We start from the raw sequence: 12,626 nt of genomic DNA, 5'->3' as shown, positions 1-12,626 counted from the left end.
CCTCGGCCGAATCGCTCGGATTCCCGCAGCTCGGCGACGGCCTCGCGCTGGGCGGTGACGTCCTGGCTGGCGCCGAGCAGCGCCACGCACCTGCCATCGACCATGCGCGGCTCGCCCATGACCCGCAGCCAGATCCGCTCGCCGGCCCCGGTGATCGCCGGAGCCTCGAAGTCGATCCGTTCACCGGCCGCGATGGCCTGGTGAAGGTAGGCAAGCACCTCGTCCTGCACCTCGGGCGCATAGACGTTGACGGTGGCGAGGTCCTCTTCCACGACGTTCGGACGGACCAGTAGATCGGCCAGTTCCGGGCTCCAGCGCACGACCCGTTCAAGCAGATCGACTTCCCAGGCGCCGAGCCGCGCCAGTCGGCCCGCGGCCTTCAGCGCCGCCGACTTGGCGTTCAACCGGTTGCGGACATCCTGGGCGGCGGTGATGTCGGCCTGGATGGCCATGAAGCCGTCCAGTTCGCCCTGCGCCGAAAAGGTCGGCCGGACGTCGAGGTCGAGCCAGAAGCGGCGGCCATCCTTGGCGCTGTTGAAGACCTCGACACGAAAGCCTTCGCCGGCCGCCACGCAGGCCGACATCATGGCGATGGTCGCGGGATCGGTTTCGGGGCACTGCAGCAACGCGCCTGGCGTTCGCCCTGCCGCCTCGGCCAGGCTGAAGCCGGTCATGGCGGTGAACCCGTCATTTACCCAATCGATCCGGCCGGCCGCATCGCACAGGACAATGGCGTGCGGCGTCAAGCGCGCCACGTTCGCCAGCCGCGAAGTCAGGTCCTCAGTCTTGTCGCCTCGCATCACACTACCCCCACGGAAAGGATGAGGCGCCACGGTGAAGAAAGGGCAAAATTCCAGGCTTCGCCGGGCCGGCGACCCGTTCTAGAAGCTGAAACTGCATGGCTCGCTACGATTTCGCATCCGACAACACCGCCCCGGCCGCTCCTGAAGCGATCGAGGGCCTGATCGCCGCCAACAGCGGCTTCACCCCTGGGTACGGTTCCGACGCCATTAGCGCGCGAGCCGCCGATGCGGTGCGCAGCCTGCTGGACGCCGACGCCGAGGTACGGTTCGTCGCCTCGGGCACGGCGGCCAACGCCATCGCCCTGTCGACCCTGTGCCGGACGTTCGAGGCGGTGCTGGCCCACGAGCACGCCCATGTCTGCACCGACGAGACCGGAGCTCCCGGCTTCTTCGGTCAAGGGATCGGCCTAGTCGGCCTGCCGGGGGCCTCGGGCCGCATCGCGCCGGGCGCGCTCACCGCGCCCCTGGCCGAGCCCGACGTCGCCCACCGCCAGCCGCTGGCGGCGCTGTCGCTGACCAACGCCACCGAATACGGCACGGTTTATACGCGTGAGGCGCTTGCCGCCCTGATCGCCCCGGCCAAGGCCAAGGGGCTTGGCGTTCACCTGGACGGCGCTCGCCTGGCCAACGCCGCGGCGGCGGGCTTTGATCTCAAGGCTATCGAGCCGCTGGGCGTCGATATCCTGGTGGTCGGCGGGACCAAGGCCGGCATGACCCCGACCGAGGCCGTGGTGATCTTCGACCGCAAGCTGGCCCACCGGTTCGACGCCCGCCTGAAACAGGCTGGCCAGCTTCCCTCCAAGGGCCGCTTCTACGCCGCGCCGTTCATCGGCATGCTGGAGAGCGGCGCCTTCACCGAGCGCGCGGCGCACGCCAACGCCATGGCGGGGCGCCTGGCCGGTATCATGCCTTTCGCCCTACGCCATCCGGTGGAAGCCAATGCGGTGTTCGTGGAGATGGACGATGAAACGCTCAGCCGCCTGCATGCGGCGGGCTGGTTCGTCTATCGGTTCCTCGACGGCTCGGTCCGCTTCATGTGCTCATGGGCGACGACGCCGGAGGCGGTCGATGAGCTTGGCGGCGTCCTGGCCGAGATCAGCCGCTGACCGAAGCCAGCGGCTGACGAAATGGGCCTAGGCTAGGCCGACACGGCTTGGCGGGTGGGCGCGAAGCGCGCCAGGCGGCCGTGGATCAGTTCCTCGGCTTCACGGACGATGCGGTGGATCAGTTCCTCGCACGACGGCACGTCGTGGATCAGGCCCTGGATCTGACCGGCCGACCAGATGCCGGCGTCGTTGTCACCGACTTCATAGACGTTGCGGCCACGAGCCCCTGCCACCAGTTCACGCACATCCTCGAACTTCGCGCCCTGACGCTCCAGCGCCACGACCTGCTGGCTCACCGCGTTGCGCGCCACCCGGCTGGTGTTGTGCATGGTGCGGAAGATCAGGTCGGTGGCGCGTTCGTCGTTGGCGACGATCTGCTGCTTGATGGCCTCGTGGATCGGGCTTTCCTTGGTCGCCATGAAGCGGGTGCCCATGTTGATGCCCTCGGCGCCCAACGCCAGGGCCGCGACCAGGCCGCGCGCGTCGCCGAAGCCGCCCGAGGCGATCATCGGAATCTTGATCTTGTCGGCGGCGGCCGGGATCAGGATCAGGCCGGGGACGTCGTCCTCGCCCGGGTGACCGGCGCACTCGAAGCCGTCGATGGAGATCGCATCCACGCCCATCCGCTCGGCCGACAGACCGTGACGGACCGAGGTGCACTTATGGATGACGATGACGCCGTGCTTCTTGAATTCCACGACGTGCTCGGCCGGCGTGTTGCCGGCGGTCTCGACGATCTTCACGCCCGAATCGATGATCGCCTGGCGGTATTCCGCATAGGGCGGCGGGGTGATGGCCGGCAGGATGGTCAGGTTCACGCCGAACGGCTTGTCGGTCAGGGTCCGGCAGCGGGCGATTTCCTCGCGCAGCTTTTCCGGCGTCGGCTGGGTCAGGGCGGTGATGAAGCCCAATCCACCGGCGTTGGCGACGGCGGCCACGAGCTCGGCGCGCCCCACCCACTGCATGCCGCCCTGCACGATCGGATGTTCGACGCCCACGAGCTCGGTGAAACGGGTCTTCAAGGCCATGACGCCCTCCAAACAATTGTTTGGAAGACAATGAACCCGCCGACGCCGGGTCAGGCAAGCGCAGAAAGTCCCTCTCCCCAAGGGGAGAGAGGAAGAAGTCCTACTGCAGTCCGCTACGGCCGATGGCGTAGAAGCGGTCGGCGCGCTGTTTGCGCAGTTGCTCGGGGGTGAGCTTGCTTAGCGCTTCAAGCTCCTGCTCCACGGCGTCGCCGACGGACTTGATAGTGGCGTCCTTGTCGGAATGGGCGCCGCCGGCCGGCTCGGGGATGATCCGGTCGACGATCTTGATACCGATCAGATCCTGGGCCGAGATCTTCATGGCCTTGGCGGCTTCCTCGGCGGTGCGGGCGCCGCGCCAGAGGATCGAGTTGGCGCCCTCAGGCGGGATCACCGAATAGATGGCATGCTCCAAGATCAGCACCCGGTTACCGCAAGCGATGCCCAACGCGCCGCCGGAGCCCCCCTCACCCGTGACGATGGCGACCATTGGCACGTTCAGCATCAGGGACTTTTCGGTGGACCGGGCGATGGCCTCAGCCACGCCGCGCTCTTCCGATCCAATGCCAGGATAAGCCGCGGGAGTATCGACGAAGCTGATCACCGGCAGGTTGAAACGCTCGGCCATCTCCATCAACCGGACGGCCTTGCGGTAGCCCTCCGGGCGCGCATACCCAAAATTGTGCTTCACACGGCCAACGGTGTCGCGGCCCTTCTCGTGACCGATCACCACCACCGGCTGACCGCGGAAGCGGCCGAGTCCGCCCATGATCGCCTGGTCGTCGGCGAACTTGCGATCACCGCGAAGTTCCACGAACTCGTCGATCAGCCCGCCCACATAGTCGACGAAGTGCGGCCGGTCGGGATGGCGAGCCACCTGGGTCTTCTGCCAGGCGTCGAGCTTCGAATAGGCTTGGCGACGAACTTCCTGGGCGCGCGAGCGCAGCGCCTCGATCTCGGCGTCCAGGGTGCCGGAGCCGGTGGTTTCGGAAAGCTTCGACAACTCCTCGATCTTCGCTTCGAGGTCGGCGATCGGGCGCTCGAACTCGAGATAGTGTGCGGCCATACGAGGATTCTTCTCTGCGTTCCGTTTGGGGAAGGGGGAAATTAGGCGCGAACCTTGCGCCTAACAAGTGCGGGGAGCCGACTTCCCTTGGCCGCCCACAGTCAGTCGGCGTGTCGGAAGCCCCGATCAGCTCTTCTTTGCGAGCGGGTGCTTGGTCTCGATCACCTCGCGCAGACGCTCGCCCGCGACGTGGGTGTAGATCTGGGTGGTCGAGATATCGGCGTGGCCGAGCAGCTTTTGCACCACCCGCAGGTCCGCGCCGCCCTCCAGCAGGTGGGTGGCGAAGGCGTGACGAAGTACGTGGGGGCTGACCCTGGCCGGGTCGATCCCGGCGTCGGCGGCGGCCTCGTCCAGCAGTTGGGCGAAGCGGCGCGGCGTCAAGCGGCCGGACTTGCCGTGCGAGGGGAACAGCCAGGGATTGGCGGCGTCGCCCTTCGGCAGGAAGGTCTTGCGGACTTCGAGATAGGCCTTCACCGCGCCGCGCGCCGCGGCGTTAAGCGGGGCGAGCCGCTCCTTGCCGCCCTTGCCCTTGACGATCAGATAGGCCGGATCCTGCGCCAGGATCGCCAGCGGCAGGGCCGTCAGTTCGGATATCCGCAAGCCGGACGCATAGGCCAGCTCGACCATGCAACCGAGCCGGAGGCCCTGGGCGCCGTCACGGGCCGAGGCGGCTGCGATGATGGCGTCAACCTCCCGCCGGCTCAGCACCTTGGGCAAGGGCCGGCCCTTCTTCGGCGCCTCGACGCGGCGTGACGGGTCGTCGGCGCGCCAGCCTTCCCCCAGCACGAAGCGATAGAACTGACGCACGGCGGCGCGGCGACGGGCGGCGGTGGCCGGCGAAAGGCCCCGGTCGCTCAAGGCGTTGAAATAGGCCTCGATGTCCTCCGCCGAGGCCGCGGCGAGGCTGTTCTGGCGCGCCCCGAGGAAGGCCTGGGCGTCGGTCAGGTCCTTGCCGTAGGCGGTCAGGGTGTTCTTGGCCGAGGCGCGTTCGACCGCCATCATTTCCAGAAACGCCTCGACCCAGCCCGCGCCGCTCATCGTTGCGCCAGCAGGCCTTCGACGGCGAAGGCGCGCGCGTCGTCTTCAAGGCCGGCGGCTTTCAGCGCGCGAATGATCCGGGCGCGGTCGCCGACCGGCGGCCCCGCCACGCCGGCGTCGGCCGACATCCACAAGGCCAGCAAGGCGGTCTCGCCCTGGAGCTTGGCGGCGCCGGCGAGATCGAGCGCCAGCCCCTTGGCCACGGTCGCCCTGCCCGGCTCCGCGGCGGCGAACTTGGCGAACTCGCCCCGCGCATGGGGCGTCATCTGTCCGCCTAGGGCCGACAGGAGAATGGCGGCGTTCTGCATCCTGCCCTGGGTCTTGGCGTCGGAAACCGTTCCGCGCTCGATCAAGCGGTCCAGGGTCGGGCCGTCAGCCTTGCCGGACGCCGCCGCGATCAGGGCGTCGAGCAGGGCTAGGTCGTTGGCGGGGACGCCCTCGGCGGTCAGCGCGCCGCGCTGGGCCTGGGCGGCGGCCAGATCGCCGGCGGCGAGCGCCGCCATCGCGATGCGCACCGGATCGGAGCCTTCGATGGTCCAGGTCGCGGGGCCGGGCTCGCTGCTTTGCAGAGCGGCGGCCACGGCCGGCGAGGGCTTGGCGGCGACGACGTCGAGACCCAGGCTGCGCGACAGAGCGTAGTCCAAACCGTTGCGGGCCGAAGCCGCGCCGGGATCGCCGCCGCCCGCCAGCTTGGCGCTCATCAGCCGGCCATAGGTGGCGTCCCGGGCCTGGCCCTGGGCCAGGTCGAAGGTCAATTGGGCCGGGCCGGCCTGGCCGTTCCGCAGTTGGCAATAGGCCCGTAGCCGCAGCCAGTAGATCTCCTCGCGCCCGGTCGCCAGGCCCTCGGCGATGGCGCAGGCGCGCTCGTCCTCGCCGGCCAGCAGGGCGGCCTCGGCGCCCGCCTGGGCCAAGACCGGGCTGCGCTCCAGGTTCGCGGTGCGCGACAGGACCACGCCGGCGTCCTTCACCGCGCCCTGAGCGATCAGGGCGTTGATGCGCGCGCCGGCCAGTTCCGGGTCCTGGCCGGCCCCCTCTGGGCCGCTGGCCCCGGTGGCCAGCACGCGGCGCGCCAAGGCCTGGGCCGCTGGCGACAGCGGCTTGGCGGCGAGCATCGGGATCACGGTCCTGGCGGTCCGCGCGGACGAGCCCGCCCACAGGTCGGGTCCAAGCCCGGTGTCCCGCGCGCCGTTCGAGAAGAAGTCAGGGGCGCTCAAGGTCGCCACCTCGATCGGTTGAGCGAACGCGGCGGTCGCGAAGGCTAGAGCGCCAAGCGCCGTACTGAGAAGTCCCCGGCCCATCATCACTTCGTCATGCACTATCCGTGAAATTGGCGCGAATGACTTTGCTCGTGTAGACCTTCGCCGTTCATGGACCGTTACACACCGCTACGCGCCCGCACCATCACCCTCGTCGGCTTGATGGGGGTCGGCAAATCAAGCGTCGGCCGTCGGCTCGCCAACGCGCTCGAGCTGCCTTTCAAGGACGCCGACGTCGAGATCGAAGCCGCCGCAGGGCGATCCATCCCGGAGATATTCGCCAGTCTGGGCGAACCGGCCTTCCGCGAGGGAGAGCGGCGGGTGATCACCCGGCTGCTGGAGGATCCGCCCCACGTCCTGGCGACCGGCGGCGGCGCCTTCATCACGCCCGAGACCCGCGCCCTGATCAAGGAACGCTCGGTCTCGGTCTGGCTGAAGGCCGATCTGGAGGTCCTGGTGCGCCGGGTGGGCCGTAAGGACAACCGCCCGCTGATCACCGGCAAGGACCCGCTGGAGGTGCTGACCGAACTGGCGGCCGTCCGCTATCCGATCTACGCCGAGGCCGACGTGGTCGTGGAGACCGGCGACACCGCCCACCACGTCACGGTCGATCAGGTGATCCAGGCCTTGAGCGCCTATCTGCAGGGACAGACCCCATGAGCCGCACTATCCGCGTCGGATTGGCCGAGCGCGCCTATGATGTGGTGGTGGGCGACGACCTGCTGGACCGGGCCGGAACGATCATCGCCCCGTTCTTCAAGAACATGCGGACCGCCATCGTCAGCGACGCCAGCGTCTGGGCGCTGCATGGGCAGCGGCTGACCGCCGCGCTCACCGCCGCCGGCATCGCGTCCAGCGCCATCGTCGTGCCGCCCGGCGAGCCGTCGAAGAGCTGGGAAGGCCTGGCCGACGTCTCCGACCAGCTGCTGGAGCTGGAACTTGACCGCGGCGACATCATCATCGCGTTCGGCGGCGGCGTGGTCGGCGACCTCGCGGGCTTCGCGGCGGCGATCTACAAGCGCGGTATCGACTTCATCCAGATCCCGACCACACTGCTGGCCCAGGTCGATTCCTCGGTCGGCGGCAAGACCGCCATCGACACCGCCCGTGGCAAGAACCTGATCGGGGCCTTCCACCAGCCCAAGCTGGTCCTGGCCGACCTCGACGTCCTGGCCACCCTGCCCGACCGCGAGATGCGCGCCGGTTACGCCGAGATCATCAAGTACGGCCTGCTGGGCGACTTCGCCTTCTTCGAATGGCTGGAGGCCAACGGCCCTGCCGTCCTGGCCCGCGAGCCCGACGCCCTGGCCTATGCGGTCGCGCGATCCATCGAGATGAAGGCCGAGATCGTCGTCGAGGACGAGAAGGAAGCTGGCCGCCGCGCCCTGCTGAATCTCGGCCACACCTTCGGCCACGCCCTGGAAGCCGAGACTGGCTACGGCGAGGCCCTGTTGCATGGCGAGGCCGTGGCCGCCGGCTCGGCCATCGCCTTCCGGTTCTCCGCCGCCCAAGGCCTCTGCGACAGCCAGGACGCCCTGCGTGCCGAGGCGGCCATCGCCGCCGTCGGCCTGCCCACCCGCCTGACGCAGGTCTCCTCGGGCCGGTTCGGCGCCGATCAGCTGGTCCGCCACATGGGCCAAGACAAGAAGGCCGAAGGCGGCAAGCTGACCTTCATCCTCGCCCGCGCGCTTGGCGACGCCTTCGTCGCCAAGGACGTGAGCGCGCAGGCGGTGCATGACTTCCTGGTCTCTGAAGGGGCGCTCCCGTGACGGTCGTCGCCGTCCTCGCTGGCCTCGCGCCGGCGCTGGTCGTTCTCCTCAGTCTCTCCGGCCTGATCTCGGCAGCCGAAACCTCGATGACCGCCGCCAGCCGCGGCCGGATGCACCAGCTTGAACGCGAAGGCGATCGGGCCGCCCAGCGCATCAACAGAATGATGGCCGATCAGGAGAAGATGATCGGCGCCATCCTGCTGTCGAACAACGTCATCAACATCGGGGCCTCGGCCCTGACCACGGTGGCGCTGTCAGCGGTGTTCCCCGGCCCGGTCGGCGCGCTGCTGGCGACGGTCGTGATGACCGTGCTGATCGTCATCTTCAGCGAAATTCTGCCCAAGACCCTCGCTATCGCCCGCGCCGACGACGTGGCCCGCGCCCTGTCGATCCCGACCTATTGGGTCGTGCGGATTTTCGGGCCGCTGGCCAACGGCGCCCAATGGGTCGTGCGCCACACCCTGCGCCCGTTCGGTATCAAGCTGTCGATGGAGACCGACGTCCTAGCGGCCCACGAGGAAATCCGCGGCGCGGTCGAGTACCACCACTCCGAAGGCCTGGTGGAGAGCCGCGAACGCCACATGCTGGGCGGGGTGCTGGACCTGTCGGAGATGGACGTCACCCAGGTGATGGTCCACCGCCGCTCGATCTCGATGCTCGACGCCGATCAATCGGCTCGCGAACTGGTCGCCGAGATGCTGGAGACCGGCCACAGCCGCGTGCCGCTCTATCGAGACGACCCCGAGAACGTTATCGGCATCCTGCACGCCAAGGATCTGCTGGCCTCGCTCGCGGCCTGCGGCGGCGCGGTGGACAAGCTGGACATCCCCGGCATCGCTCGTGAGCCCTGGTTCATTCCTGAAACCACCAGCCTGAAGGACCAGCTAGGCGCCTTCCTCAAGCGCCAGGCCCACTTCGCCCTGGTGGTGGACGAGTACGGGGCGCTGCAGGGCCTGATCACCCTGGAAGACATCCTTGAGGAAATCGTCGGCGAGATCGAGGACGAACACGACAAGGCCCTGGAAGGCGTTCGTCGCCAAGCCGACGGCTCGGTCATGGTCGATGGCTGGGTCGCCATCCGCGACCTAAACCGCGCGCTGGACTGGGATCTGCCCGACGACGACGCGGTGACGGTGGCCGGCTTAGTGATCCATGAGGCCCAGACCATCCCCAAGGTCGGCCAGACCTGGACCTTCCATGGTCACCGGTTCCAGGTGGTGAAGCGCGAACGCAACCAGATCACCGCCTTGCGGGTCTCACCACCGCAGGAAACGCCACGTGAATAGAAATGTCGGGAATCCGACTGACACATCTCGGATACGGATGCTCAGCTAAGCGTAGCCAGAAATTCAATGGCCACCTCCCGGAACGCCGTTCGCAGATAACTCGCTGGACGCGCGAAACTGCACTATGATCCACTCAACGTGTCCTGCCGAACGGCAGCTTCCCTCGCAGGATTTGGAATTTTAAGAATGACCGGACTACCCGACCTTGCCGGCCTCCGAGTTCTCGTCGTCGAGGACGAGATGATGGTCTCGATGCTGATCGAGGACATGTTGGAGGATCTCGGTTGCAAGGTCGTCGGGCCGGCGTCGCGGCTCGATGAGGCGATCGAGTTGGCCAACACCGTCGAACTCGACTGCGCGGTTCTCGACGTGAACCTGGGCGGTCAGCCGATCTTCCCGCTCGCCGATCTGCTGCGGTCCAAGGGCGCGCCGTTCGCCTTCGCCACCGGTTATGGCGACGCCGGTCTCCGGGAAGCCGATCGAGGCTCCCCGGTCCTGCAAAAGCCCTTCCGCGAAGGCGACCTCGCCCGGATCCTGGGCGAGCTTCGCCTCCAGGTCGGTTAGAGCCCCGCCGTCAGCATCCCCGCCAGCACCTTGTCAGGCGTCATCGGGTAGTCGCGCAGCCGCACGCCGCTGGCGTTGTAGATGGCGTTGGCCACCGCCGCGCCCGCTCCGCAAATGCCCAGTTCGCCGACGCCCTTGTTGCCCATCGGATTGGCCTTGTCGTCGGCCTCGTCGAGGAAAATGGCGTCCAGATCGACGATGTCGGCATGGGCCGGCACCAGGTACCCGGCCATGTCCTGGTTGATGAACGAGCCGTAGCGCGGGTCCACGACATTGCTCTCGGTCAGGGCCGTGCCGACGCCCCAGATCATGCCGCCGGTGATCTGGCTGCGAGCGGTCTTGGCGTTGAGGATGCGGCCGGCGGCGAACACGCCGAACATCTTGCGCATACGAACTTCACCCGTGACCGTGTCCACGCCGACCTCGGCGAAGTGGGCGCCGTAGGTGTGCTGGGAATAGTCGCGGGCGTCGGCGGCGGGCGAGATCGAGCCCTCCACATAGACCCCCTCCGGCGCCGCGCGGGCGACCAGGGCCGCCAGGGTCTCGCTGCGGTTCTCGATGGCGATATTGCCGTTCTCGAAGGTCACGTACTCCGCCGGCCCGCCATAGAGCGGCGAGTTCGGGTCGCCGACCGCCAGGTCGGTCAACGCCTTGCGAAGGTTCATGCCGGCGTCATAGGCGGCCGACCCGGCCGTGGCCGCGCCGAACTGCCCGCCCGAGCCGGGGGCCGGCGGGAAGTCCGAATCCCCCATCTCGACCTTCACCTGCTCCATCGGCACGCCCATGGTCTCGGCGGTGATCTGGGCCAGGATCGTATAGGTGCCGGTGCCGATGTCGGTCATGCCCTGGCGTAGGGTGATGGTCCCGTCGGCGTCGATGCGCACGCCCGCCTTGGCAGGCAGCAGGAAGTTGCCCCGGATGGCGGCGGCCATACCCATCCCGACCAGCCAGCGACCGTCGCGAACCTGGCCGGGCTTAGGGTTTCGGCGCTCCCAGCCGAAGTGGGCCGCGCCCTGCCGCATGCACTGGACGAGTTGGCGGATGGAAAACGGCTTGCCGGTCTCCGGGTCCACGTCCGGCTCGTTGCGAATGCGAAGTTCGATGGGGTCGAGGCCAAGCTTCTCGGCCAGTTCGTCCATCGCGCATTCCAGGCTGAGCATGCCCGGCGCCTCGCCCGGCGCCCGCATCGGCCCGGCCCCAGGCAGGTCCATCTGCACCAACCGGTGGCCGGTAAGGCGGTTGGGGGCCGCATAGAGGTTGCGCGAGAAATTGGCGGCGTGCTCGGTGAAGATCGCATTGCGGGCGCAGTGGGTGACCGCCTCGACCGCGAACGCCGTCAGCCGCCCGTCGGCCTGGGCGCCCAGGCGCACGCGCATGCTCACCGCCGGGCGGTGGATGGTGCCGTGGAACATCTGCTGGCGGGTATAGGCGAGCTTCACCGGCCGCCCCAAGGCGCGCGCTCCCAGCGCGGCGAGGATCAGGTCGTCATAGGCCTGGCCCTTGCCGCCGAAGCCGCCGCCGATGTAGCGGGTCAGCAGATGCACGTCGGTCGAGGGGATCGCCAAGGTCTCGGCCAGGGCGTGTTGGCCGCCCTTCACCATCTGGATCGAGGTGTGAACCGTGACCTTGTCGCCATCCCACCAAGCGGTGGTGGCGCAGGGCTCCATCTGGACGTGGTTCTGGATCGGGCTCTCGTAGGTCTCGTCCACGGTCACCGGAGCGGCGGCGTAGGCGGCGGGGAAGTCGCCGATATGGACGTCCTCTTCGCCGGGCGGCTGGTCGGCCTGGTCCAGGCTGGCGACGAAATCCACCACGCCCGGTTCAGCGGCGTACTCGATCTCGATCAGGTTCGCCGCCGCCCGCGCGTTCTCGAAGGTGTCGGCGACGACGAAGGCCACGGTCTGGCCGAAGTTCTCGATCCGGTCGCTGGCCAGCACGGGGTTGGAAGGCCGTTGGCTGCGCGGGTTGGCCCGCGTACCGCGCGGCGCTTGGGCCGGGGCGTTCAGATGGCTCCAGACCAGCAACACGCCTGGCGAGGCCTCGGCGGCCTTGGTGTCGATGCGGGCGATCTTGCCCTTGGCGATCGCGGCCGTCGCCATATAGCCGATAGCCGGACGCGAAGGCGCATCGACCTCATAGGCGTAGGGCGCCGAGCCGGTGACCTTCAGCCGACCCTCATAGCGATCGACGCCCTTGCCGATCAGGCCGCCGCGATTTTCGGTAATGGGGTTGGGCGCGGCCCAATCCTTGACGGAGCTCATGCGACCCTCCGGGTCTTGGACTCTTCGATCGCGGCGGCGGCCAGCCGCCCGACCAGGGCGATTTTCAGGGTGTTGCGGTCGCTGCGGTCGGCCTTGGACAGTTCGGCCTCCGCGGCTTCAGCTGGCGAGGCGCCGGCCGCGAGCGCGTCCTCGATATGGGCCGCGCGCCAAGGTTTGTGCGCCACGGCGCCCAGTGCGACGCGGCCGCCGGCCACCGCCACGCTGGCGATGCCGTGGGCGTAGGAGGCCCGGCCGCGAACCTTGCGATAGACCTGCCCGCCCTCCGGCGGCGGCGGCAGTAGAACGGCGGTGATCAATTCGCCGGGCGCCAGATCAGTCTCCACTTGGGGGGTGTCGCCAGGCAGGCGATGCAGATCCTGAACCGCGAGGGTCCGCGAGGCGCCGCTGGGCGTCAGGGTCTCGATGCTCGCGCCCAGCGCGGTCAGGGCCAC

Annotated in this window: 12 protein-coding genes; 5 read left to right on the top strand and 7 right to left on the bottom strand. The window is 68.4% G+C overall.

Features of this window, described 5'->3' with window-relative positions; genetic code table 11:
• Positions 1–800, bottom strand: an 800-nt coding sequence (locus tag Q7T84_RS19630; protein WP_304812400.1) for a PAS domain-containing sensor histidine kinase, incomplete at its 3' end; no start/stop codon positions are given.
• Positions 801–898: 98 nt separating this feature from the next.
• Between Q7T84_RS19630 and Q7T84_RS19625 the strand changes: the two genes are divergently transcribed.
• A complete protein-coding gene (locus tag Q7T84_RS19625) occupies positions 899–1,909 on the top strand; it encodes a low specificity L-threonine aldolase (protein WP_304812398.1) in 1,011 nt (336 codons plus the stop codon).
• A 32-nt stretch (positions 1,910–1,941) separates the two neighbouring features.
• On the opposite strand, the gene Q7T84_RS19620 is transcribed toward Q7T84_RS19625, so the two are convergent.
• The 4 genes from Q7T84_RS19620 to Q7T84_RS19605 form a co-directional block, all read right to left on the bottom strand.
• Positions 1,942–2,937, bottom strand: a complete 996-nt coding sequence (locus tag Q7T84_RS19620) for a nitronate monooxygenase family protein (protein ID WP_304812396.1) — start codon at positions 2,935–2,937, stop codon at positions 1,942–1,944.
• 100 nt (positions 2,938–3,037) lie between these two features.
• Entirely contained in the window at positions 3,038–4,000 is a 963-nt protein-coding gene (locus Q7T84_RS19615) for an acetyl-CoA carboxylase carboxyltransferase subunit alpha (protein WP_304812394.1), read from the bottom strand.
• 126 nt (positions 4,001–4,126) lie between these two features.
• A complete protein-coding gene (locus tag Q7T84_RS19610) occupies positions 4,127–5,038 on the bottom strand; it encodes a site-specific tyrosine recombinase XerD (RefSeq protein ID WP_304812391.1) in 912 nt (303 codons plus the stop codon).
• Positions 5,035–6,336 carry a hypothetical protein gene (locus tag Q7T84_RS19605; RefSeq protein WP_304812389.1) on the bottom strand — a complete coding sequence of 434 codons (1,302 nt, stop codon included), beginning with the start codon at positions 6,334–6,336 and terminating at the stop codon, positions 5,035–5,037. Before Q7T84_RS19605 ends, Q7T84_RS19610 begins: the two co-directional genes overlap by 4 nt.
• A gap of 69 nt (positions 6,337–6,405) precedes the next feature.
• Here Q7T84_RS19605 and Q7T84_RS19600 point away from each other — a divergent pair, with 69 nt between their 5' ends.
• From Q7T84_RS19600 to Q7T84_RS19585, 4 genes are all read left to right on the top strand, one after another.
• A complete protein-coding gene (locus Q7T84_RS19600) occupies positions 6,406–6,954 on the top strand; it encodes a shikimate kinase (RefSeq protein ID WP_304812387.1) in 549 nt (182 codons plus the stop codon).
• Positions 6,951–8,063, top strand: a complete 1,113-nt coding sequence (gene aroB / locus Q7T84_RS19595) for a 3-dehydroquinate synthase (RefSeq protein WP_304812386.1) — start codon at positions 6,951–6,953, stop codon at positions 8,061–8,063. The genes Q7T84_RS19600 and aroB overlap by 4 nt, the downstream gene beginning before the upstream one ends.
• Complete coding sequence (locus Q7T84_RS19590) at positions 8,060–9,349, top strand: HlyC/CorC family transporter (RefSeq protein WP_304812384.1); 1,290 nt, start codon at positions 8,060–8,062, stop codon at positions 9,347–9,349. The genes aroB and Q7T84_RS19590 overlap by 4 nt, the downstream gene beginning before the upstream one ends.
• A gap of 186 nt (positions 9,350–9,535) precedes the next feature.
• Positions 9,536–9,913 (top strand): response regulator, encoded by a 378-nt coding sequence (locus tag Q7T84_RS19585; RefSeq protein ID WP_304812382.1) that lies wholly within the window; start codon positions 9,536–9,538, stop codon positions 9,911–9,913.
• Here Q7T84_RS19585 and Q7T84_RS19580 read toward each other — a convergent pair.
• Positions 9,910–12,174 (bottom strand): xanthine dehydrogenase family protein molybdopterin-binding subunit, encoded by a 2,265-nt coding sequence (locus tag Q7T84_RS19580; RefSeq protein ID WP_304812379.1) that lies wholly within the window; start codon positions 12,172–12,174, stop codon positions 9,910–9,912. The two genes, Q7T84_RS19585 and Q7T84_RS19580, sit on opposite strands and share 4 nt — an antisense overlap.
• A partial coding sequence (locus Q7T84_RS19575) for a xanthine dehydrogenase family protein subunit M (RefSeq protein WP_304812376.1) occupies positions 12,171–12,626 on the bottom strand: 456 nt, incomplete at its 5' end. The genes Q7T84_RS19575 and Q7T84_RS19580, both read right to left, overlap by 4 nt.

Source organism: Phenylobacterium sp. (genome assembly GCF_030654915.1).
In the GTDB taxonomy this organism is placed as follows: Bacteria; Pseudomonadota; Alphaproteobacteria; order Caulobacterales; family Caulobacteraceae; genus Phenylobacterium.
This window is presented reverse-complemented; position numbering and strand designations above follow the sequence as displayed.

Bases quoted from the DNA above. Each gene is read 5' to 3' on its own strand.
- Q7T84_RS19625 (WP_304812398.1), top strand. From the start codon at position 899: ATGGCTCGCTACGATTTCGCATCCGACAACACCGCCCCGGCCGCTCCT.
- Q7T84_RS19620 (WP_304812396.1), bottom strand. From the start codon at position 2,937: ATGGCCTTGAAGACCCGTTTCACCGAGCTCGTGGGCGTCGAACATCCG.
- Q7T84_RS19615 (WP_304812394.1), bottom strand. From the start codon at position 4,000: ATGGCCGCACACTATCTCGAGTTCGAGCGCCCGATCGCCGACCTCGAA.
- Q7T84_RS19610 (WP_304812391.1), bottom strand. From the start codon at position 5,038: ATGAGCGGCGCGGGCTGGGTCGAGGCGTTTCTGGAAATGATGGCGGTC.
- Q7T84_RS19605 (WP_304812389.1), bottom strand. From the start codon at position 6,336: ATGGGCCGGGGACTTCTCAGTACGGCGCTTGGCGCTCTAGCCTTCGCG.
- Q7T84_RS19600 (WP_304812387.1), top strand. From the start codon at position 6,406: ATGGACCGTTACACACCGCTACGCGCCCGCACCATCACCCTCGTCGGC.
- aroB (WP_304812386.1), top strand. From the start codon at position 6,951: ATGAGCCGCACTATCCGCGTCGGATTGGCCGAGCGCGCCTATGATGTG.
- Q7T84_RS19585 (WP_304812382.1), top strand. From the start codon at position 9,536: ATGACCGGACTACCCGACCTTGCCGGCCTCCGAGTTCTCGTCGTCGAG.
- Q7T84_RS19580 (WP_304812379.1), bottom strand. From the start codon at position 12,174: ATGAGCTCCGTCAAGGATTGGGCCGCGCCCAACCCCATTACCGAAAAT.